Raw genomic sequence first — 21,574 nt, 5'->3', positions numbered from 1 at the left:
GGGTTCGCGAGCTGTCGCTCGCGCCCCGGAATGACGAGTGGATAGGATGATTGAATAGAAGCCACGCCGCAGCAAGCGGCGGGCGCGAAGCGAGGGAGGGACCACGATGCTGGCATCCGAGATGATCCGGCGCGGGGCGGTGTATCACGGCCCGAAGACGGCGGTGATGTTCGGCGATCAGCGCATGACCTTCACCGAAGTCGACCTGTTGTCGAACCGGATCGCCAACGTGTTCATCGATACGTTGAAGCTCAAGGTCGGCAGCCGGGTCGGCATGCTGCTGAACAATTCGATCTACACGCTGCCGATCGATTTCGGCTTCGTCAAATCGCGGCTGTCGCGGGTGCCGCTGAACTCGCGGCTGTCGCTGGTCGAGCAGCAGCAGATGCTGGAAGGCGCGGGTGTCTCGATTCTGATCCACGGCACCGACCTGACCGAGCGGGCCCGCGAACTGGCGCAGGCGATGCAGGGTTTGAAGCTGATCAGCATCGGCAGCGCGGATGCCGACGATCTGCTGCAGCTCGCTCAGGCGCAGCCGGATGCGCCGCCGGCGCGGTGCTGCGAGCCGGACGACATCGTCATCACGATCTTCACCTCCGGCACCACCGGCAAGCTCAAGGCGGTCGAGCACACCCAGGCGAGCTGGGCGGCGATGGCCACCAACGTGCTGATCAACCTGGAGGTCGGCGAGGGCGACGTGATGCTGCACGCCGCCTCGATGATCCACGCCTCGGGCTGCTTCATCGTGCCGTATTGGCTGCGCGGCGGCGTCGCCGCGGTGCTGCCGGGATTCACGCCGGCGAGCTATCTGGACGCCGTCGAGCGCTGGAAGCCGACTGCGCTCAATCTGGTGCCGACCATGATCGGCATGCTGCTCGACCATCCCGGCATCGAGCAGGCGGATTTCTCCAGCGTGACGTCGATCATCTATGGCGCCTCGCCGATGCCGCGGCCGGTGATGCAGCGGGCGCTGAAGCTGTGGGGGCCGCGGTTCGCGCAATATTACGGCCAGTCCGAAGCGCCGATCTTCATCACCCACCTGACGAAAGCGGATCACGTCGGACCGAAGGCAGAGCAGCGGCTCGCCTCCTGCGGTCGGCCGTCGATCGATTGCGAGGTCAGACTGGTCGATGAAGCCGGCGTGGAGGTGGCGCCCGGTGAGGCCGGCGAGATCGCGCTGCGCACCCCGTTCGCGATGAAGGGCTATTACAACGCGCCGGAGCTGAACGCGCAGATGTTTCTGCCGGGCGGCTGGCTGCGCACCCGCGACGTCGGCCGGTTCGACGCGGACGGCTATCTATATTTGGTCGACCGCACCTCTGACATGATCGTGTCGGGCGGCTACAACGTCTATCCGCGCGAGGTCGAGGACGCGCTTGCGGCACATCCGGCGGTGCGCGAGGTGGTGGTGGTCGGGCTGCCGGACGACAAATGGGGCGAGAGCGTTGCGGCCTTCGTGGCGCTGCGCGTCGGCGCCAGCGCCGAGGAGGCAGAATTGATCGCCTTCGCGCGCGAGCGGGTGGCGAGCTACAAGGTGCCGAAGCAGGTCCGCTTCATTGACGAGGTGCCGAAGAGCCCGGTCGGCAAGCTGCTGCGCCGCGCGGTGCGCGATCCGTTCTGGCAGGGGCGGGAGCGCAAGATCTGACGGGCCGCGCCATCGCGAGATCGTCGTCCATCGGCGTCATTCCGGGTTCGCGAACTGCGTTCGCGCCCCGGAATGACGTCGCGGAGATGCGGGGACGCTGCGCCCTTACGCGTTGCTCTCCGTGATTGCGCTGTACACCAACGTACGCAGCTCGCGGCGGATCGGGTAGGCGCTGGAGGGGATCAGCTGGGTCATGAAGATGGTGATCAGCTCCTCGGCGGGATCGATCCAGAACGCGGTCGAGGCGGCGCCGCCCCAATAGAATTCGCCGGCCGAGCCCGGCAGCAGGGTCAGCGCCGGGTTCATGTTGACGGCGAAGCCGAGGCCGAAGCCGATGCCGGCATTGGTGGCTTCGGAGAACATCGATAGCGACATCTGGGTGAGATCGCGGTTGCCGGGCAAATGATTGCTGGTCATCAGCTTCAGCGTCTTCGGCCCGAGCAGCCTAACGCCGCCGAGTTCGCCGCCGTTCAGAAGCGCGCGGCAGAAGGTGAGATAGTCGGCGGTGGTCGACACCAGGCCGCCACCGCCGGAGATCAGCGCGGGTGGGCTCTGGAAGCTCGATGTCTCAGGATCGTCCGACAGCGTCATCCCGCCTTTGCCGTCCGCGGTGTAGCAGGCGGCGAGCCGCTGCGCCTTGGCGGCCGGGACGTGGAAGTCGGTGTCGGTCATGCCGAGCGGATCGAGAATGCGCTGCTTGACGAACTGCTCGAACGGCATGCCGCTGATCTTCTGCACGATGTAGCCGACGACGTCGGTCGACACCGAATAATTCCACGCTTCTCCGGGCGAAAATTCCAGTGGGATCTGCCCCAGGTCGGCGATCCATGAATCCAGCGTGCCGGCCTTCTCGAATGCGCCGATGCCCTTGTCGCGATAGGCGGCGTCGATGTTGGTGCGGTTCTGGAAGCCGTAGGTCAGGCCGGAGGTGTGGCGCAGCAGGTCGACCACCTGCATCGGCCGCGCCGGTGGCTTGGTCAGGAAGTAGGGCGGGATGCCGGCCTGGAACACGCCGAGATTTGCCCATTGCGGAATATATTTCGCGACCGGATCATCGAGCTGCACCCTGCCTTCCTCGAAAAGCATCATCAATGCCACCGAGGTGATCGGCTTGGTCATCGAATAGATGCGGAAGATGGTGTCGTCGCGCACCGCGACCTTGCGCTCGACGTCGGCGAAACCGAGCGAGGATTGGTACACGATCTGGCCGCGGCGATACACCAGGGTCTGGGTGCCGGGTAGCTTGCCGGGATCAAGATAGATCCGCTGCAAATGATCGTCGATCCGGCGCAGCGCGGCCTCGGACATCCCGGCGCTGGTGGCCGAGCCGGTCGCCGGCGTTGCGTTTTGGGCTGGTGCGGATTGGCTGGGCATCGCTTCGCTCCTGAACATCGCGGACCGCCCGGTTGACGGTCCCGGATTCGTGTCGTCTCGCTGTGGCGTCTGTGATATCGGAAAAACGTGAGGCGTTCTATCGGCAGGATGCGCAGCGGCGATGCGGGCGTTTCGCCTCTCGTGCATACCGGACTTCCGTGCTCGCGCTTACCATGGCGGGAAGCATGGTGTACCGTCGCCGCCTCTCCAACGACATCTGAGCGGGACATGCCTCAATTCGACGAGACCGACCTCACCGAGGCGGTCGTCAAGAGCTTCGACGAAACCACCGATCCGCGCATGAAGCTGCTGATGCGCGAGCTGGTGCGCTCGCTGCACGATTACGTCCGCCGCACCGGGTTGACCTTCGAGGAGTGGGAGAAGGCGATCGATTTCCTCACCCGGACCGGACAGAAATGTTCCCCGAACCGGCAGGAGTTCATCCTGCTGTCGGACGTACTCGGGGTGTCGATGTTGGTCGATGCCGTCAACCACCGCGACCGCGCCGGCGCGACGCAGACCACCGTGCTCGGGCCGTTCTATGTTGGCGAGCACAAGCAGATGCCGCACGGCGCTGATATTTCCGCAGGTGTCGAAGGCGAGCAGATGTACGTCGCGGCCCGCGTCACCGATCTCGACGGGGCCCCGATCGCGCAGGCGTCGGTCGATGTCTGGCACGCCGACGACGACGGCTTCTACGACTCCCAGAAGCCCGGCTATGCCGAGGATGGAGCATCGCTGCGGGCGCGGTTCACCACCGACGCCGACGGCCGGTTTTCGTTCCACTCCATCCTGCCGTGCAGCTATCCGATCCCGATCGATGGACCGGTCGGCGATCTGATCCTGGCGGCGCGGCGTCATCCGATGCGGCCGGCGCATGTGCATTTTCTGGTCAGCGCCCCTGGCTTCGAGCCGCTGGTCACCCATGTTTTCATCGAAGGTGATAAATATCTGGAATCCGACGTGGTGTTTGGGGTCAAGGACGAGCTGATTTCGAACGTGGAATTGCGCGAGGATCCGGTGTTGCCCGATGGCCGTGCGGCCTCGGGATCCTGGCATTTGATGACCTACGAATTCCGGCTAAAGCCGGGTCAAGGCGCCGCGCCGCGGCCGATGATGGCGGCGAGCACGGCGTGACCGTGATGGGAGTGGATGGTGACTGGGGACATGCGCAGATTCGGCCGGATGGGGCCGAGCCTCGCGCCGATCGGGCAGGGCACCTGGTATATCGACCGGGGTGACCGCGCGTCGGCGATCGCCGCGCTACGGCGCGGCCTCGATCTCGGCCTGACGCACATCGACACCGCCGAGATGTATGGAGACGCCGAGCCGCTGGTCGCCGAGGCGGTCGCCGGCCGGCGCGACGAAGTGTTCTTGGTTTCGAAAGTGTTACCGAGCAACGCCTCGCGCCGCGGCACCATCGCCGCCTGCGAGAGATCGCTGACGCGGCTCGGCACCGACCGGCTCGACTGCTATCTGCTGCATTGGCGCGGCCATTATCAACTCAGCGAGACCGTCGCGGCGTTCGAGGAGCTGGTTGCCGCCGGCAAGATTCTGTCCTGGGGTGTCAGCAATTTCGACGCCGGGGACTTGCGCGAGCTGCACCGGATTGCCGGAGATGGCAAGATCGCTTGCAATCAGGTGCTGTATCACTTGCTCGAACGGGCGATCGAGCACGCGGTGATCCCGTGGTGCGAGGCGCACGGCGTCGCGGTCACCGCCTATTCGCCGTTCGGGCACGACGAGTTTCCGTCGCCGCGCAGCGCGGTGGGCCGGCTGCTGCAGCGGATCGCCGACGGTCATGGTGCCACCCCGCGCCAGGTGGCGCTGGCGTTTCTGACCCGGCGGCGCTCGGTGTTCGCGATCCCGAAGGCCGGCACGCCCGCCCATGCGGCGGACAATGCGGCGGCTTTGGCGCTGCGGCTCAGCGACGACGAGATCGATGCAATCGATCAGGCCTGTCCGCTCGGCCCGGAGCCGGCCAGCCTGCCGATGCTGTGAGCGGCGCGCCAGCCGCCGCATGACCGGACCGCAATTTCGGCACTTGTGCCGGCGCGGCGAACATCGTTTTGTCGGATTGTTAGTTGATGGGACGGCGTCGCGCGGACGCGTTTCGTCCGCTGCCATCCCCCAGCATCTTTTTTTCGAAACGGCTCAAGCCTTGACCGTCACTTCGCCAAGCAACGACGCCGTGCGCCGGCTCACCCATCGCCATGCCGACCATCCGCTGCGCGGTATCGCGCTGATCATCGGCTCGACGGTGTTTCTCGCCTGTTCCGACACGCTGGCGAAGTATCTCGGCCGGACGCTGCCGCCGATCGAGATCGGCTGGATCCGGTTCCTGGTGTTTCTGCTGATCATGATCCCGGTGGCGCTTGCCTCCAAGGAATCGCCGCTGCGCTCGGTGCGGCCGAAATTGCAGGTGCTGCGGGCGCTGGCGCTGGTGGCGTCGTCGGTGCTGTTCATCACCGGCCTGCAATTCCTCCCGATCGCCGAGGCGTCGGCGACCTCGTTCGTGGCGCCGCTGTTCGTCACCGCGTTGTCGATCCCGCTGCTCAGCGAGCACGTCGGCATCCGCCGCTGGGTGGCGACGCTGGTCGGTCTGGTCGGCGTGCTGATCGTGATCCGGCCGGGCTCGGCCACGTTCAACCCGGCGGTGGTGCTGCCGATCCTGTCGGCGCTGGCCTGGGCGTTGACGTTGACATTGACCCGGATGATCAGCGGGGCCGATCGTGCCATCGTGACGATGTCGTTCTCGGCGCTGCTCGGCTTCATCACGCTCAGCGCGCTGGTGCCGTTCGTGTGGGTGACGCTGAGCTGGCACGACATCGGCATTGGCCTCTTGGTCGGCCTGGCCTCGACCATGGGGCAGTGGGTGGTGGTGCTGGCCTATCGCTATGCCGATGCCTCGGTGCTGGCGCCGTTCACTTACAGCCAATTGGTCTGGGTGACGGTGCTCGGTTTCGGCGTGTTCGGGGAGGTCCCGGACTTGTGGACCTTCGTGGGCGCCGCGGTGATCATCGGCAGCGGCATCTACACGGCGCACCGCGAAAGGCTGCGCCGCAAGCAGATCGCGATGCCTGCGGAGCCGTATCCGAGCCCGTAAGGCAGACGTCAGCTCCTGACCGAACTCGACCGTTCGTTGGTGTTGATCATCGGATGCACGTATAAGTAATCACCAATTGCTGATTATTGGGCGGGAGAGCGGCGATTGGCCCCGCCGCAGCCGGTAATTCTGTTTCCGCTTTAATCAATGCGCAAAGCGACGACGTCAGACTGCGAAGCGGCAGCAGGTCTGATGAACGCATGATCGAATATCTCTCCACACTCGAAGGCCACGTTTGGTGGATGGCCGCTCTCGCCGCGATGCTGTGTCTGCTTGGTGCGGCCGCGACTTGTGGTGGGCTGCGCAGGATCCGGATCGCTGGCGAACACGGCCGCCGCAGCTGGATCGTGGCGACCGGTTGCTCCGTTGCAGCGATCGCGGCTGGTGCGACTGCGCTGCTTTTGCCTCTCGCCGCGGCCGAAGTGACGGCGATGCGCACCGTCGCGCTGGTGCTGATGGCGGCTGCGGTCGCGGCGATGACGGCACTGGCATCGATTGCGATATGGCTGAACTCGATCGCCCGCCGCAGCAGTCACCTGACGCTCGCCGAGCGTGACATGGTCGTCAATGCATTGGTGAACGACGATACGCTCGGCCTCAATCTGTTCGACGCGGGCGGCCGGTTGCAGCTCTGGAACGAAGCATTTCTCGACCTCTATGCGGTTCCGCCCGGCCAGCTGGCGGTCGGGCAGACCCTCAAAGAAGTTCGCCGGATTCTTCGCGCGGCCGGCAACGAAATATTGGCGCCCAGCCAACTTGAAGAACTGAAGATCGTCGCGATGAACGGTGGCCGCGCCCATGCGGTCGTCGAACTCCGGGGCGGCCGGCACATCAGGATCAGTCTGCAGGGGCTGCCGAATGGCGGCTGGCTGTCCAGACACGAAGATGTCTCCGATCGTCAGCAGGCCGAGCAGCGCTTCGCCTATCTGGCACTGCACGACATTGCCACCGGCCTGCCAAACCGTGCCGCCTTCAACGAGCGGATCGTCAAAAACCTCGACCTCGCCTGCAGCGGCAATGCCAGCTTCGCGGTGATCAAGCTCGGCATCGACCGGTTCAAGGAGATCAACGACGTGTTCGGCCAGACCACCGGCGACGCGGTGTTGGCCGAGATGGCGCACCGCCTTGCCGACGTGTGCCACTGGGGTTTCTTGGCTCGACCGGGTGGTGACGAGTTCTCGATCGTCACCTCTCCCGATGCCGCTGCGGATTCGATTGAGGACGTGTGCCGGCGGCTAGCCGAGCTCTGCGACAGCGAGTTCGATGTCGACGGCCACCGCATCCGGGTCGGTGCGACCGCCGGCGTCAGCGTCTATCCGCGTGACGGCGACGATGCCGACACGCTGGTCGCCCATGCCGACGTGGCGCTGTATCGCGCCAAGAGCGAGCAGCGTGGCACGGTTTGTCTGTTCGAGCCGGCAATGGATCTGCAGATCCGCGAGAAGCGCGCCCTGCAGCGTGAATTGGCCGTGGCGCTGGAGCAGCGGCAGTTCGAAATCCACTATCAACCGCAAGCCACTACGTCTGGTGACGTCATCGGCTTCGAAGCGCTGCTGCGCTGGCGCCATCCCGAGCGCGGCATGGTGTCGCCGGCGCTGTTCGTGCCGCTCGCGGAAGAAACCGGGCAGATCGGTCCGATCGACGAATGGGTGCTGCGCAGCGTCTGCGCGGAGGCTGCGTCGTGGGCAAATCCGCTGGCAATCGCCGTCAACTTCTCGCCGCTCGATTTCCGCCGCTTCGACTTACCGGCGCTGATCCTGCAGATCCTGCTGGAGACCGGGCTTCAGGCCTCGCGGCTCGAGGTCGAGATCACCGAAGGTGTACTGATCGAAGACTTCGCCGGTGCGATCGCAATCCTGCGCAAGATCAAGGATCTCGGCGTGCGCGTCGCGATGGATGATTTCGGCGCCGGCTATTCGTCGCTGTCTTATCTGCAGTCGTTTCCGTTCGACAAGATCAAGATCGATCAGGCCTTCACCCGCAAGCTGGAGACCAATCCGGAATCCGCCGCAATCGTCGAAGCGATCCTCAGTCTGGCGCGCACGTTGAAGCTGCCGGTGATCGCCGAGGGCGTCGAGACCGAGAAGCAGCTGGCGTTCCTGGCTCGGGCCGGCTGCGACGAGGTGCAGGGCTATCTGATCGGTCGACCGCAGCCGATCGAGCATTACCGCCATCACATCGGCGGCGAAGCCGCGAGCCAGCCGGTGCTGGCGAAGGCCGGTTGATGCTGCGTTGCAGCAAGATTCGAGCAATTTCCGCCAAGTGGTAGAAGGCCATTCGCGTTGCACCGCGCACACGTGCAATTGTGCGCGGATGCCTTGCGACGCTGGCTCCGGTGATTTTATATGCCGTTCCCGCATATGGCGGTGGTCCAATCCGGACCCTTCGCACCGAGGCGAGGGCCTCGCGCGACGGCGCCGATCCCGAGCAAACTCACCACCAACCACCCGCGATTAAGCAAGAGGTTCCGATGGTCAACCGCATGCAGTTCTACATCGATGGCGCCTGGGTCGATCCCGTCGTCAACAAGTCGACGCCGGTCGTCAATCCCGCCACCGAAGAGGCGATGTATGAGGTTGCGCTCGGCTCCAAGGCCGATGTCGACAAGGCGGTCGCCGCTGCCAAGCGTGCGTTCGAGACGTTCTCGGTGACCAGCCGCGAGGAGCGCGTCGCGCTGCTCGAAAAGATCATCGCGGTCTACAAGAGCCGGATGAAGGAGATCGGCGCTGCGATCTCGGACGAGATGGGCGCGCCGCTGCCGATGGCCGAGAAGATGCAGGCCGGCGCCGGCCTCGGCCACATCATGTCGACCCTCGACGTCTTGAAGAACTATCAGTTCGAGGAGCCGATGGGCTCGGCGATGATCGTGCGCGAGCCGATCGGCGTCATCGGCATGATCACGCCGTGGAATTGGCCGCTCAATCAGATCGCCTGCAAGGTCGCTCCCGCGATCGCCGCCGGCTGTACGATGATTTTGAAGCCGAGCGAATTCACCCCGACCTCGGCGCTGATCTTCGCCGAGATCCTGCACGAAGCCGGTGTGCCGAAGGGCGTGTTCAACCTCGTCAACGGCCTCGGTCCGGAGGTAGGTGCGGCGATGAGCGAGCATCGTGACATCGACATGATCTCGTTCACCGGCTCGACCCGCGCCGGCATCGACGTCGCCCAGCGCGCCGCACCGACGGTGAAGCGCGTCAGCCAGGAGCTCGGCGGCAAATCGCCGAACGTGATCCTGGAGGATGCCGACCTGACCAAGGCGGTGACCGGCGGCGTGATGCACATGTTCAACAACTCCGGCCAGTCGTGCAACGCGCCGAGCCGGATGATCGTGCCGCTGTCGAAGATGAAGGAGGTCGCGGCGATCGCCAAGGGCGTCGCCGACAAGACCAAGGCTGGCGATCCGCGCGCCGAAGGCACCACGATCGGTCCGGTGGTCAACCGCATCCAGTGGGACAAGATCCAGGCGTTGATCAACAAGGGCATCGAAGAAGGCGCCACCCTGGTTGCCGGCGGCCCCGGCCTGCCGGAAGGCGTCAACAAGGGCTTCTATGTGCGCCCGACGGTGTTCGCCGACGTCACCAAGGACATGACCATCGCGCGCGAAGAGATCTTCGGGCCGGTGCTGGTGATCATGGGCGCCAAGGACGAGAACGAAGCGGTCGAACTCGCCAACGACACGCCCTATGGTCTGGCCGGCTACGTCTCTGCCGGCTCGGTCGACCGCGCCCGCGCGGTGGGCCGAAAGATCCGCGCCGGCAACGTCAACCTGCAGGGCATGCCGAACGAGCGCACCGCTCCGTTCGGTGGCTACAAGCAGTCCGGCAATGGCCGTGAATGGGGCAAGTTCGGCTTCGAAGAATATCTCGAGGTGAAAGCGATCGCCGGCTTCAACGCGGCGTAAGGCCGGTCGAGCCATTTTCGCAACCGCTTCAGCGCCGGAACGGTCGTTCGTTCCGGCGCTTTCTATTTGTAGGCCATGGGCGTCGGGCTGGACAAGGTCGGCGGTGCCGGTAATCGACCGAGTAGGCGCTGCGTTACACGGCAGCTAGAAACGTCGCGTCAGTCGCGTGAATCAGGGACGCGGTCCGATGTGTTTCTTGGCCGCTCGCAGCAGAGGCACTTCATGTCCTCATTGGTCACCAATGAGCATCGCAAGCAATTTCTCACGATCGCACTCGGAGGGATCGCTGTCTTTGTCGCGCTCTGCGTCGCGGCAATGATAGCATGAGGCACCGATCGGCGGGCGATTAGCAGTTTCCCACGGCCGTTTTCGTGTCCGAAATTTGATCGGTTCGGTGAGCAAGACCGGCGTCGCGCACCGATGGATCAATTTGCATTGTTTCGCTTAACGCTCGATTCAGAATAGCCGTAACGGTTAAAATTGAGTTCTGCCGCCGTTTAGAAATTCCCGCCATTGTGCCGACCGATCGGGCGAGCGTATTCGGGAATGACGCGGCGGGCTTCTGTATGATGGTCGATTATCTTCGCAGCCGCATGGCCGCTGCACGTCGGTTGATGTCGTCCGCTGCCGGATTGATAGGTTCCGATTACACGACGGAAGAGCAAGCGTGGGAAATGCTGGAAGGGCTATTCAGCCCGTTCGCGCATGCCCTGACGGCGACGGCGATCACGATCACCGCTTGTTACAATTGGTACTCGCAAAACTCGCTGGCTTCATTTGCGGCAGTTGCCGTCGTCGGGCCGACATTGTTGCTGCGGCTGTTCCTGGCCCACCGCTTTCGCATGCGCGGACCGGACGCGCGGGTCTCCACCTGGATTCGGCTGTTCGCGATCATGAGCTTCGTCGCGGCGCTTGGATGGGGCTCCAGTCTGTCGATCCTCATCTTCACCACCCAAGGGTTGCCCTTGTTCGCGGTTTTTGCGCTGATCTGCGCGCCGGTTCAGGGCGCCAGCGCGCGCGCTTATGCGATGCCGTCCGTCGTGATCCTCCATATCAGCATTGTTCTGGGGCTGGTCGGCATCGCGACAACGGTGTTCGGAATCGCGATCGCGATTCCGTTCTGTGCTCTCTACTTGTGGTACCAGATCAGCTTCGTCATGGAATTGGTCGCGCTGCGTCGGAAAATGCTCAAAGCCGACTACGACCGGCGACGGTTGCTGACGCAGGTGACAGACTATAATGCGAATCTCGCATCGCTGAACACCCAGCTCTCGGCATTCGCGCTCACCGATGGTCTGACCGGCGTCAGTAACCGGCGGGATTTCGACAACAAGCTGGAGCGTTGCCTGAAGTGCCAAGCCAGCGGCGGCAACGCATTGGCCCTGCTTCTGATCGACGTCGATCACTTCAAACGGTTCAACGACACTTACGGGCATTTGATCGGCGACCAATGCCTGAAACTGGTGGCCAACACGATCAGAAGCGTCGCAAGCAGGAGTGGCGATTTTGTCGCGCGTTATGGCGGGGAAGAGTTTGCCGCAATCTTGCCGGTGATGGATACGGCCACTGCGCTGGTGATGGCGGAACGCATCCGGCGCGCGGTCGAAATGATGGATCTCGCCGGTCTGCCGAGATTGGACGTGCGCCCGACGGTGAGTATCGGCGTCGGCATCGCTTTTTCCGGAACGACGACGTTGCCGCACGCGCTCATCGAAGCAGCCGACAATGGTCTCTATCTGGCAAAGCAGAGCGGCCGCAACTGCGTCAAACATGGCGCCGCCGCCCGCCCGGCGCTTCGCCACCTGGCCTAGCGCCGCTTCAGCCGGAGCCGCATGCCGATTGACAGCGAAACGCGGCAGTTCGTAACTGAGCCGAAACGGGCACAGGACGACAGAATGGCCGACGGATTGCGCAAGGGACTGACTGCTTACGGCGACGCCGGATTTTCGCTGTTTCTCCGTAAGGCCTTCATCAAGGCGATGGGCTATTCGGACGATGCGCTCGACCGGCCGATCGTCGGCATCACCAACACCCACAGCGACTACAATCCCTGCCACGGCAACGCGCCGCAGATCATCGAGGCGGTGAAACGCGGGGTGATGCTGGCCGGCGCGATGCCGATGGTGTTTCCGACCATCTCGATCGCCGAGAGCTTCGCGCATCCGACCTCGATGTATCTGCGCAACCTGATGGCGATGGACACCGAGGAGATGATCCGCGCCCAGCCGATGGATGCGGTGGTGGTGATCGGCGGCTGCGACAAGACGCTGCCGGCGCAGGTGATGGCCGCGGTGTCGGCTGATCTGCCGACGGTCGTGATCCCGGTCGGCCCGATGGTGGTCGGCCATCACAAGGGCGAGGTGCTGGGCGCATGCACCGATTGCCGGCGGCTGTGGGGGAAGTATCGCGCCGGGGAGATCGACGATGCCGAGATCGAAGCGGTCAACGGACGGTTGGCGCCGTCGGTCGGCACCTGCATGGTGATGGGCACGGCCTCGACGATGGCTTGCATGATCGAGGCGATGGGGTTGTCGCTGCCGATGAGCGCGACGATTCCGGCGCCGCATGCCGAGCGGTTTCGCTCCGCCGAGGCATCTGGCCGCGTCGCCGCTGCCATGGCCAAGGCCAAGGGGCCGCGTCCGAGCGAGATCCTGACGCCCGCCGCGTTCCGCAACGCGCAGGTGGTGCTGCAGGCGATCGGCGGCTCGACCAACGGGCTGATCCATCTCACCGCGATCGCCGGCCGTGTGCCGCACCGGATCGAGCTCGACGCCTTCGACGGGGTCGGCCGCGAGGTGCCGGTTCTGGTCGATCTGAAGCCGTCCGGCGCCCACTACATGGAGCATTTCCATCATGCCGGCGGCGTGCCGAAGCTGGTGGCACAGCTCGGCGACCTGATCGATCTCGACGCCGCAACCGTGGCGGGGACCACGCTGCGCGAGGTGGTGGCGCAGGCCGAAGACGTGCCGGGCCAGGACGTGATCCGCTCGCGCGACAATCCGATCCGCCGCGAGGGCGGGCTCGCGGTGCTGCGTGGCAATCTGGCGCCGCGCGGCGCGCTGATCAAACACGCTGCCGCATCGCCCGGCCTGATGCAGCACACCGGACGGGCGGTGGTGTTCGAGACGCTGGAAGACATGGCGCGGCGGATCGACGATCCCGATCTCGACGTTTCGGCCGACGACGTGCTGGTGCTGCGCAATGCCGGGCCCAAGGGGGCGCCGGGCATGCCGGAGGCCGGCTATCTTCCGATCCCGCTGAAGCTGGCGCGGGCAGGGGTGAAGGACATGGTGCGGATTTCGGATGCGCGAATGAGCGGCACCGCGTTCGGCACCATCGTGCTGCACATCACCCCCGAAAGCGCCGAGGGCGGGCCGCTGGCGCTGGTGCAGACCGGCGACCGCATCGCGCTCGACGTGGCCGCGCGCCGGATCGATCTTATGGTCGACGAGGCCGAACTCGAACGCCGTCGCGCCGCCTTGCCGTCGACCGCCGCGACGCGGCCGGAGCGCGGCTACGCGCAGCTGTTTCACGACGCGGTGCTGCAGGCCGACGACGGCTGCGACTTCGATTTTCTCACCGCGGCGGGGCGCCGGGCGTAGCTGGTCACATCAGATTGGCTTCAAGATCTTCCAGCATCGCGAGCGTTTCGAGATCGCCGTTGTCTTCGAGCAACTCGCGCAGCGTTGGCAGATAGTTGTGCAGGATGCGCAGGTCATCAAGGCCCTGCTTGTCGCGCAGCTCGGTGCGCTTCTGGGCGAAGTAGGCCCAGAACGGATTCTCTGCGGCGTCGACATGGTGCTGCAGCCGCTGCATCACCCGCTCGGAGCGACCCTCCCAATCGCAGTGTTGGAAGCTGACATAACGATCGAAGGAAGCTGACATTCCGGACCTCAAAACGTAAGAACGCGGCTCAGATGCAATCGATATGCCATGGTGGGTGAGTCGGCCGCAGGCTGCGCCGAAGCGCCGCGGGTCCGCCATTCGGAGGGGGAGGTCGTTCCGTAGTATCCCGGGGAAAGCCTGCCCGAGGCCGGCCAAACGGCCACCCAGCTTCTGCGCCGTTGACTTAACCGATTGATTATGGGGCGAAATCAACTGGCGTGAGAGTGCTAACCAAGCGTTAACCATAGCGGCGCATGGTTCCATTTTCGGCCGCTTAAACTGCATTTAACTAAAACCCGCCTTAATCGCGCTCCTCTGTTCTGCCACATCTGTATGCGGTATCTTGGATCGCCGCGGACCGATGGGGAAAAGTCGGGAAGCGAGCGAAATGACAGTCGGCACGGGACGGCGAAGGCCGTCCAACCAACGTGGGGCCCGCTACATGGGGTTTCGGAAATCGCTCGGCGCGATCGGAATCGCGCTGCCGGTGATCGGTTGCGTCTGGACGGTCTATGCCAACACCGTCGGCGCCAGTATCTATCCGACCGTCGGCTCGTGGCGTGACGATCAGAGCACCCGTTCGTCGATCGAACGCACCTCGTTCTCCGCCCGCTTCGAACCGCTCGCCGCCGCCGCCGAGGCTTCACCGCAGCTCATGGCGTCGCTGGCGCTGAAATCCGCTTTCAAGCGCCAGGAAGAGAAGGGCGTTCAGGTCGCCTCGGCAGATCCGGCCGACGTCCCGGTCACCGCCAGCGTCGAGGCCTCCGAGCCCGCCAAGACCGGTCATCGCTATTACGCTCTGCTCGATCCTTCCTATTCGTTCGGCTTCCAGCCCGACAGGTTCAAACAGCCGGTACAAAATACGCCGGTCGCCGCCCAGACCGAGGACGACGCCAAGGTCGGCGTGGCGCCGCCGCCGTCGCCGGTCAAGGAAGCGATGAATGTGCCGCTGCCGCCGCAGCGCGCCAAGTCGGTCGCCGCGGTCACTCCGCGCAATCCGTCGCGCAACCCCTACAGTCACGAGGCTCTCGTCGCCCGCGCCAAAGCGGCGATCCTGATGGCGGCCCAGAACCACAAGTCGAGCTTCTTCGAGAAGCTGTTCGGCAAAGTCGACAGCCCGGCGCTTGCCTATGCGTCAGCTGACACCAGCGACCTCGACGTCGGTCAAGTTCGCGACAGCGCGTTCAATCCTTCCGACGAGGACCGCTACACCGCGGTCTACGACATCAGCGCCAAGGTCGTGTACATGCCGGACGGCTCCAAGCTCGAGGCGCATTCCGGCCTCGGCGCCCGGATGGACGATCCGCGCCACGTCAATGTCAAGATGCAAGGCGCCACCCCGCCGCACATCTACGACCTGAAGATGCGCGAGAAGCTGTTCCACGGCGTCGCCGCGATCCGTCTCAATCCGGTCGGCGGCGAGGACGTGATCTACGGCCGCACCGGTCTGCTCGCCCACACCTACATGCTCGGTCCGCGCGGCGACTCCAACGGCTGCGTCTCGTTCAAGGACTACAGCGCGTTCCTGCAGGCGTTCAAGCGCGGCGAGGTCAAGCGGCTGGTGGTCGTCGGCAGCATGACCTGATCGGCCGCGTTCGACTGATCCTGAAGCGGCACGGCCGGTGAAGCGGGATGTCTGCATCCCCGCTTTTCTTCATCCTCTCCACAATCCGTGAACGGTTCTGGCGGAACTAGTTCGTAGGCCTCGCACTTGGTCGATCAAACGGAGATCGATCATGACCTTACGCCTGTCCGCCGCCGTGTTCGCGTTCACAATCGCTGCTGGCGGCTCCGCCGTCGCTCAGGAGCAGGGCACGGCCGCGCAGCGCGAGGCTTGCACGCCCGACGCATTCCGCCTGTGCGGCCAGTTCATTCCTGATGCCTCGCGGATCGAGAGCTGTCTGCGCGAGGCGGGACCGCGGCTGAGCCCGGCTTGCTATGTGGTGTTCAATCCGCCCAAGACCCAGCAGCGGACGCTGCGTACAGTGCGGCGTCAGCCCCCGGCCCGTGACTACGAGCAGGTCGATGAAGAAGGGCGGATGGGCGACAGGTACCGCTGGTGAGGCGGCCCTGCGGTGAGGCCGAAGCCGTTCCGCCTGCGGATGGATGCGTGAAATTTTCCCGAGAACGAGGAAGGCGAACCTCGTGTCCGCCTTCCTCGCGTGAATTGAAGTTGGCGCCGAGCGCCTGACGTCGTGTTGGTTAGCGGCAGACGCGGGTGGTGCGAACCACACGGCGGCCGTGATGGCCGCGAGTCACCACCTTGCGGACGGTGCAGTGCGGGCCACGGCGGACGACCCGCTTGCGAACCACGTAGCGCTGGGCCGAGACGTCGGTCATGGCGGCTGCCGCTATCGCGGCGCTGTGCGAAGCCGCGGGCGCGGCGATAGCTGGCGTACCGAACGCCCCCAGACCGAGCAGCTTGGCGGCGGCGACTCCCAGGACGAGTGTCTTCAAATCCAATTCTCCTCTTCGGCACGTTCCAATACGGCCGGCGGAATGTAACGGCCGAATCCGCGTTTCGTTGCAGCGGCGCGCGACGAAACTGGCGCAGGAGTGGCATGTGTCGCCGCATCCGCGCTGACGACGGCGCCGAGCGGATCTCGGTCTCGTTGGCGGAAGCCGCCGGCGCTTATCTTAGCCCACCGGTGACGTGCAGGGTTTCGCCGGTGACGTAGGACGCGCCGTTCGACGCGAGGAAGGCCACGACAGCTGCGATCTCGGCGGCTTCGCCGATGCGGCCGAGCGGCGTGATCGCCTCGACCTGCTGCCGCATCCCGGCCTCTTGGAAGCCGGCCGCTTTGACGCCTTCAGTGATCACCATGCCGGGATTGACCGCGTTGACGCGGATCTTGCGCGGCGCCAGCTCCTTGGCGAGCACCGCTGTGATCAGATCGACGGATGCCTTAGTAGCGCCGTACACCGCGGTGCTCGGCATCGCGATCGTCGACACGCCCGACGAGATGTTGACGATGCTGCCGCCGTCGTTGAAGCGGCGCGCCGCAGCTTGCGTCACCAGCAACAGGCCGAGCACGTTGACGTCGAATTGGCGATGGAAATGCTCCGGCGTGATCGCGTCCAGCGGCAACATCTCGTAGACGCCGGCATTGTTGACCAGCACGTCGATGGGGCCGAACGCCGCGACGGTGGCGTCGACGATGTCCTGCGCCGCTTTCGGATCGGCGACGCTGCCACCGACCGCGATCGCCTTGCCGCCTTGCGCGGTGATCTTACGCACGATTTCGTCGGCGCCGTTCTGGTCCGACGCATAGTTCACGGCGACCGCCGCGCCGTCGGCGGCGAGCTTCAGCGCGATCTCCGCGCCGATGCCCTTCGACGCGCCGGTCACCAGCGCCACCTTGCCTTGCAGAGTCTTGGTCATGATCGTTCCGTTCGTTGGGAATTGTTCGTTCAATAGTTCGGAAATATGGGACTATTGAACAAGATCAAGGGGGACCCTATATTTTTTCCATGGTGCAGTTCGTTCATCCCGCGCGCGACGACATCACGCTGGCCGGCGTGCTCGCAGCGCTGGCCGATCCGATGCGGCTGCGGATCGTCAGGTCGCTGCTGCAGGAGGGGGATTGCCTGTCGTGCACCGCGGCGGCGCCATGTCCCGACATCCCGAAGTCGACGCTGTCGAACCACTTTCGCGTGCTGCGCGACGCCGGCCTGATCCAGACCACCAAGAAGGGCGTCGAACATCGCAACGTGGTGCGCGAGGCCGACATCAATGCGCGGTTCCCCGGGCTGCTCAAGGCGATCCTGAAGCACGCGGACGCGTGAGGCGGTGCGGAATCGGGATGCGGTGGTCTGCAGCCTCGACAGCACGAGCCAACAGCACGATTCGTGAATACGCTCGGTACGTTCGCGCCGCCGTCTCGCGTGGCGGCAAATTCGATGGCGCGCGCCGCCGGAAATCCCCAGCGATAGTGTGCATCCGGCGGTATTTTGTTGCCTGTCGGAAAGTGCCTCGTTAAACAAACGGTAATGTTCAAAAAGAACCGTCTGCACGAGGTCCCGATGGCGGCCCGAACCAGCGCAAGGTCGGCGGCGTGGTATTCGACGCCGACGGCGAGCTGTTCAATAAGCTGCCGCTCGGTGTGGTCGGCGGCTACGGCTCGACGTCGATCAATCTCGACGGCGGCTGTGGTTTGGTGACAGGCGATACCTACAGCGTTGGTGTCAATGGCGGCCGTGCCCCGAGCGCGCTGGCGGTCAGCTTCGGCGCCAATCACGCCTGGCACAATCTGTCGTCGAGCCGCGCTGTAGCGCCGACTGGCTTCTCGGACCGGCTGACAGCAGATTACAACGCCCGCGACACGCAGGTCGATGGCGACGTCGGCTACAGCTTCGACCTCGGCCGCGCCGCGCTGCAGCCGTTCGCCTGCCTCGCCTACGTCGAAGCCGGGCTCGGTACCGCGCTCAGCGTCAACTACTCCATCCAGGTCGGCTACGTTCTGAATGAAGTCGACGACCGTTCCGGAAAACACATCCGGCACGAACATTTCAACATCGCTTGGTGCGGCTGCGGGCCGATCGACCCGCGGGCGTGAGACCAACAAGATTCATCAATTGGAGGCACCATGGCGGCTCGGGACGACGTTTTGCTCAAGCCACTGCTTGCCGTTTCCACGGCTCGCCGTCTGCTGATCTCGACCGCTCTCACACCGCTGTTGATCGGCGCGATGTCCGGTTGGTCCGCTGCTCGCGCCGCGTGCAGCGTCTCCGGCAGCGTGACTGCAAACCAATGCGATGGTTCGCTGGTCTCGATGACCCCGATCACAGGCGCCTCGACCATCACCATCGATTCGGTGACGTCCGGCGGCATCGACGTCTATCCGTCCGGGAGCGCTACCGGTCCTGTGGACGTCACGGTCAATATTCTCGGCGCGACCAATGTGTATCGGACAAACTACCCGGCATTCGCGTGGGAAACGAGTCGCAGCGCCGCCAGCCTCTCGGTGATCGTGGGCTCGGGAGTCACGCTGCGGTCGGATCAGAATATGGGAGCGATCTGGCTGCGAAACACGACCTCGGGGAACCTGTCCGTTGACAACGCGGGCACCGTCATTGCCAATGGTGCGGGCCAGGACGGCATCACCCTGACGACCCATGACGGCAGCGTCAGTCTGATCAACAGTGGAAATGTCACCTCGGCGCAGGCCCGCGGTCTGTATGCAGATGGCAATTTCGGCGGCACCACCCCGCTGACAGTCAGCATCGTCAATTCCGGCTGGGTGAGCTCGGCTCTCGCTGGCGCGCGCGCGATCGCCTACAACGGCTTGGCGTCGATCGAGAACTCCGGGACCGTCGATACTACCTATCGGCAGGGTCTTGTCGCCTGGTCAAACAGTGGCCCGGCCTCGGTGACAAACAGCGGCACTGTGACCGCCAACGACGATTCTGCCCTGGTGTCGTGGTCGGAGACCGGCGACAGCACGATCGTGAATAGCGGCACCGCAATCGCGCGTGACAATACCGGCCACGCCGATCTCGGCGACGGCGCGCATCACGGCATTTACACCAAGGTCGGAACTTTTGGTCAGACGACGATTGAAAACCGGCAGGGTGCGACCGTCCAGGCTGATCAGGTCGGCATCTCCGCCAGCTCGGCGGGCGGTGGGATCACCATCACCCAGGCCGGCTCGGTCACGGCCGCCCAGGGCATCGTCGCCTCCACGGCGAACGGCGCGATCAACGTCAGCAATAGCGGCACCGTCACCGCGACCGGCGTCGGCGTCAGTCTCGACGGCACCACCAATTCGCTGGTCAATTCTGGCACGATCACGACGAATTCGACGACAGATGCGGCGATCGTCACCGGCAACGGCAACTCTACGATCAGCAATGCGGGCACAATCAGCAATTCAGGCGGAGGCGCGGCGATCAAGTTCGGCAACGGCACCAATAGGCTGGTGCTCGATGCCACCACATCCAACATTCAGGGCGTGGTTCAGGGCGGCACTGGCGACAACTATCTTGTTCTCAACACCGGCACGTCGGCGTCTCTGACGATGCTGTCGGTCGGTGCGGCCGGGCAGTTTCGCGATTTCAACTTCATCGAGAAGACCGGCACCGGCGCGCTGACGCTGTCCGGCAACGGCGGCGGCTTCACCGGCACGATGCTGATCAAGGACGGTCAGATGGTGGTCAACAGCTCCAGCGCAACCTCCGCGGTCACGGTCTATAGCGGGGCGGCGCTTTCGGGCTCGGGCACGGTCGGCCCAATTCAGATGCTGTCTGGTTCGACAATCTCTCCGGGCAACAGCCCCGGCACGCTGACGGTGGTCGGAAATTATCAGCAGGCTGCCGGCTCGACTTACAATGCCGAACTGGTACCAGGCAGCGCGGTGTCGGACGTGATTGCCGTGAGCGGCACGGCAACGATCGCTCCCGGTGCGATTCTGAAGCTCACCAAGTACGGCAGCGCACCTTACGCGCTCGATGCGCGCTACACGGTGCTGACCGCCACCGGCGGCGTCAGCGGCAGCTATATCCTCACCGGCGACACCGCGGTGTCGGCGTTCTACTCGCTGATCGCCGGCTACGATCCGAACAACGTTTATCTACAATCCGTGCAGACCCGCGGCTTCACCGACGCGGCGCTGACCGCCAATCAGCGCGCCGCCGCCAGTGCGCTGCAGGGACTTGGCACCGGCGGTGGCCTGCGTGCGGCGGTCGCGACATCGCCGACCGACACCGCGGCACGGGCGGCGTTCGATCAGCTCTCGGGCGAAGCCTTCGCGTCGGCCAAGACCGCGCTCCTCGACGACAGCCGCTTCGTGCGCGAGGCGACCTCGCAGCAGGTGCAGTCGGCGCTTCGCGGACCCGACACGGCAGTTTGGGCGCGTGCCTACGGCTCCTGGGCCAAGGCGACTGGTGACGGCAATGCGACGGACGTCCGCCGCAACGCTGGCGGTGTGCTGTTCGGCGCCGATGGCGACCTGTTCAACGCGCTGCGGCTCGGCGTGGTCGGCGGCTACGGCTCGACGAGTATCAATCTCGACGGAGGCCGTGGTTCGGTGACGGGCGATACCTACAGCGTCGGCGTCTATGGCGGCCGTGCCTGGAACGCGCTGGCGGTCAGCTTCGGCGCCAATCACGCCTGGCATAATCTGTCGTCGAGCCGCACCGTGGCGTTGACCGGTTTCTCGGACCGGCTGACCGCGGACTACAACGCGCGCACCACGCAGGTCTATGGCGACGTCGGCTACAGTTTCGACCTCGGCCGCGCCGCGCTGCAGCCGTTCGCCGGCCTCGCCTACGTCAACCTCGATAGCTCCGGCTTCACCGAGCGGGGCGGAGCGGCTGCGCTACGCAGCGCCGGCGACACTGTCGATGCGACGTTCTCGACTCTCGGCCTGCGCGCCAATGGTGCGATGACGCTCGGTACCACCGCCGTGACGGCGAACGGCATGATCGGTTGGCGGCATACCATGAACAACGTGATCCCGACCGCCACCAATGCGTTCGCGACCGGCAATGCCTTCACGGTGTCGGGCATTCCGCTGGCGAGGGACGTCGCGGTGTTCGAAGCCGGGCTCGGCACAGCGCTCAACCCGAGCACGGCGCTCAGCGTCAACTACTCCGGCCAGGTCGGCTCCAACATCTCCGACCACGGCGTCCGCGCCAATTTGCGGATGACGTTCTGAGCTGACAA

The 21,574-nt window shown here is 64.7% G+C and carries 16 protein-coding genes and 1 pseudogene; 13 read left to right on the top strand and 4 right to left on the bottom strand.

Annotated elements, in window-relative coordinates; all coding sequences use genetic code 11:
* Positions 1 to 106: 106 nt before the first annotated feature.
* A complete protein-coding gene (locus tag DNX69_RS05670) occupies positions 107 to 1,645 on the top strand; it encodes an AMP-binding protein (RefSeq protein WP_110785041.1) in 1,539 nt (512 codons plus the stop codon).
* A gap of 105 nt (positions 1,646 to 1,750) precedes the next feature.
* Here DNX69_RS05670 and DNX69_RS05665 read toward each other — a convergent pair whose 3' ends face one another.
* Complete coding sequence (locus tag DNX69_RS05665; protein WP_110785121.1) at positions 1,751 to 3,019, bottom strand: serine hydrolase domain-containing protein; 1,269 nt, start codon at positions 3,017 to 3,019, stop codon at positions 1,751 to 1,753.
* Between the two features lie 228 nt (positions 3,020 to 3,247).
* Here DNX69_RS05665 and DNX69_RS05660 point away from each other — a divergent pair, with 228 nt between their 5' ends.
* The 7 genes from DNX69_RS05660 to DNX69_RS05630 all read left to right on the top strand — a co-directional run bounded on the left by DNX69_RS05660 (position 3,248) and on the right by DNX69_RS05630 (position 13,628).
* Complete coding sequence (locus tag DNX69_RS05660; RefSeq protein ID WP_110785040.1) at positions 3,248 to 4,156, top strand: intradiol ring-cleavage dioxygenase; 909 nt, start codon at positions 3,248 to 3,250, stop codon at positions 4,154 to 4,156.
* Positions 4,157 to 4,186: 30 nt separating this feature from the next.
* Complete coding sequence (locus DNX69_RS05655) at positions 4,187 to 5,020, top strand: aldo/keto reductase (RefSeq protein ID WP_207803117.1); 834 nt, start codon at positions 4,187 to 4,189, stop codon at positions 5,018 to 5,020.
* A gap of 160 nt (positions 5,021 to 5,180) precedes the next feature.
* Positions 5,181 to 6,125, top strand: a complete 945-nt coding sequence (locus DNX69_RS05650) for a DMT family transporter (protein ID WP_110785039.1) — start codon at positions 5,181 to 5,183, stop codon at positions 6,123 to 6,125.
* Between the two features lie 200 nt (positions 6,126 to 6,325).
* On the top strand, positions 6,326 to 8,350 hold the full coding sequence (locus DNX69_RS05645) for a putative bifunctional diguanylate cyclase/phosphodiesterase (RefSeq protein WP_110785038.1): 2,025 nt from the start codon (positions 6,326 to 6,328) through the stop codon (positions 8,348 to 8,350).
* Positions 8,351 to 8,595: 245 nt separating this feature from the next.
* Positions 8,596 to 10,026 carry an aldehyde dehydrogenase family protein gene (locus DNX69_RS05640; protein ID WP_110785037.1) on the top strand — a complete coding sequence of 477 codons (1,431 nt, stop codon included), beginning with the start codon at positions 8,596 to 8,598 and terminating at the stop codon, positions 10,024 to 10,026.
* 569 nt (positions 10,027 to 10,595) lie between these two features.
* On the top strand, positions 10,596 to 11,837 hold the full coding sequence (locus DNX69_RS05635; RefSeq protein ID WP_165825193.1) for a GGDEF domain-containing protein: 1,242 nt from the start codon (positions 10,596 to 10,598) through the stop codon (positions 11,835 to 11,837).
* A gap of 84 nt (positions 11,838 to 11,921) precedes the next feature.
* Entirely contained in the window at positions 11,922 to 13,628 is a 1,707-nt protein-coding gene (locus tag DNX69_RS05630) for an IlvD/Edd family dehydratase (protein WP_110785035.1), read from the top strand.
* A gap of 4 nt (positions 13,629 to 13,632) precedes the next feature.
* Here the strand turns inward: DNX69_RS05630 and cowN are convergent, their stop codons facing one another.
* Positions 13,633 to 13,911, bottom strand: coding sequence for a N(2)-fixation sustaining protein CowN (gene cowN / locus DNX69_RS05625; RefSeq protein WP_110785034.1), 279 nt, complete (start codon positions 13,909 to 13,911; stop codon positions 13,633 to 13,635).
* Between the two features lie 442 nt (positions 13,912 to 14,353).
* On the opposite strand from cowN, the gene DNX69_RS05620 reads away from it, so the two are divergent.
* Both DNX69_RS05620 and DNX69_RS05615 read left to right on the top strand, forming a co-directional pair.
* Positions 14,354 to 15,496 (top strand): DUF2778 domain-containing protein, encoded by a 1,143-nt coding sequence (locus DNX69_RS05620; protein WP_425327294.1) that lies wholly within the window; start codon positions 14,354 to 14,356, stop codon positions 15,494 to 15,496.
* Between the two features lie 151 nt (positions 15,497 to 15,647).
* Positions 15,648 to 15,974 carry a hypothetical protein gene (locus DNX69_RS05615; protein WP_110785033.1) on the top strand — a complete coding sequence of 109 codons (327 nt, stop codon included), beginning with the start codon at positions 15,648 to 15,650 and terminating at the stop codon, positions 15,972 to 15,974.
* 139 nt (positions 15,975 to 16,113) lie between these two features.
* On the opposite strand, the gene DNX69_RS05610 is transcribed toward DNX69_RS05615, so the two are convergent.
* Together DNX69_RS05610 and DNX69_RS05605 are read right to left on the bottom strand one after the other, a co-directional pair.
* Entirely contained in the window at positions 16,114 to 16,368 is a 255-nt protein-coding gene (locus DNX69_RS05610) for a hypothetical protein (RefSeq protein WP_110785032.1), read from the bottom strand.
* A gap of 175 nt (positions 16,369 to 16,543) precedes the next feature.
* The gene (locus tag DNX69_RS05605; protein WP_110785031.1) at positions 16,544 to 17,293 is read right to left on the bottom strand and encodes an SDR family NAD(P)-dependent oxidoreductase; all 750 of its coding nucleotides are present in this window, start codon (positions 17,291 to 17,293) and stop codon (positions 16,544 to 16,546) included.
* An 89-nt stretch (positions 17,294 to 17,382) separates the two neighbouring features.
* Between DNX69_RS05605 and DNX69_RS05600 the strand changes: the two genes are divergently transcribed.
* The 3 genes and pseudogenes from DNX69_RS05600 to DNX69_RS05590 all read left to right on the top strand — a co-directional run bounded on the left by DNX69_RS05600 (position 17,383) and on the right by DNX69_RS05590 (position 21,566).
* Complete coding sequence (locus tag DNX69_RS05600) at positions 17,383 to 17,697, top strand: ArsR/SmtB family transcription factor (RefSeq protein ID WP_110785030.1); 315 nt, start codon at positions 17,383 to 17,385, stop codon at positions 17,695 to 17,697.
* Between the two features lie 266 nt (positions 17,698 to 17,963).
* Positions 17,964 to 18,467, top strand: a pseudogene (locus DNX69_RS05595) (autotransporter outer membrane beta-barrel domain-containing protein); the annotation flags it as partial.
* Between the two features lie 216 nt (positions 18,468 to 18,683).
* Positions 18,684 to 21,566, top strand: coding sequence for an autotransporter outer membrane beta-barrel domain-containing protein (locus DNX69_RS05590; RefSeq protein WP_234826861.1), 2,883 nt, complete (start codon positions 18,684 to 18,686; stop codon positions 21,564 to 21,566).
* The last annotated feature ends 8 nt before the right edge of the window (positions 21,567 to 21,574 follow it).

The sequence above is a fragment of the Rhodopseudomonas palustris genome (assembly GCF_003226555.1).
Lineage (GTDB): Bacteria > Pseudomonadota > Alphaproteobacteria > Rhizobiales > Xanthobacteraceae > Rhodopseudomonas > Rhodopseudomonas palustris_I.
Note: the sequence above shows the minus strand (reverse complement) of the source record. Positions and strands in the feature narration are given on the sequence as shown.

Bases quoted from the DNA above. Each gene is read 5' to 3' on its own strand.
- DNX69_RS05635 (WP_165825193.1), top strand. From the start codon at position 10,596: ATGGTCGATTATCTTCGCAGCCGCATGGCCGCTGCACGTCGGTTGATG.
- DNX69_RS05640 (WP_110785037.1), top strand. From the start codon at position 8,596: ATGGTCAACCGCATGCAGTTCTACATCGATGGCGCCTGGGTCGATCCC.
- DNX69_RS05630 (WP_110785035.1), top strand. From the start codon at position 11,922: ATGGCCGACGGATTGCGCAAGGGACTGACTGCTTACGGCGACGCCGGA.
- DNX69_RS05670 (WP_110785041.1), top strand. From the start codon at position 107: ATGCTGGCATCCGAGATGATCCGGCGCGGGGCGGTGTATCACGGCCCG.
- DNX69_RS05615 (WP_110785033.1), top strand. From the start codon at position 15,648: ATGACCTTACGCCTGTCCGCCGCCGTGTTCGCGTTCACAATCGCTGCT.
- DNX69_RS05665 (WP_110785121.1), bottom strand. From the start codon at position 3,019: ATGCCCAGCCAATCCGCACCAGCCCAAAACGCAACGCCGGCGACCGGC.
- cowN (WP_110785034.1), bottom strand. From the start codon at position 13,911: ATGTCAGCTTCCTTCGATCGTTATGTCAGCTTCCAACACTGCGATTGG.
- DNX69_RS05620 (WP_425327294.1), top strand. From the start codon at position 14,354: ATGGGGTTTCGGAAATCGCTCGGCGCGATCGGAATCGCGCTGCCGGTG.
- DNX69_RS05660 (WP_110785040.1), top strand. From the start codon at position 3,248: ATGCCTCAATTCGACGAGACCGACCTCACCGAGGCGGTCGTCAAGAGC.
- DNX69_RS05600 (WP_110785030.1), top strand. From the start codon at position 17,383: ATGGTGCAGTTCGTTCATCCCGCGCGCGACGACATCACGCTGGCCGGC.
- DNX69_RS05590 (WP_234826861.1), top strand. From the start codon at position 18,684: ATGACCCCGATCACAGGCGCCTCGACCATCACCATCGATTCGGTGACG.
- DNX69_RS05655 (WP_207803117.1), top strand. From the start codon at position 4,187: ATGCGCAGATTCGGCCGGATGGGGCCGAGCCTCGCGCCGATCGGGCAG.
- DNX69_RS05605 (WP_110785031.1), bottom strand. From the start codon at position 17,293: ATGACCAAGACTCTGCAAGGCAAGGTGGCGCTGGTGACCGGCGCGTCG.
- DNX69_RS05645 (WP_110785038.1), top strand. From the start codon at position 6,326: ATGATCGAATATCTCTCCACACTCGAAGGCCACGTTTGGTGGATGGCC.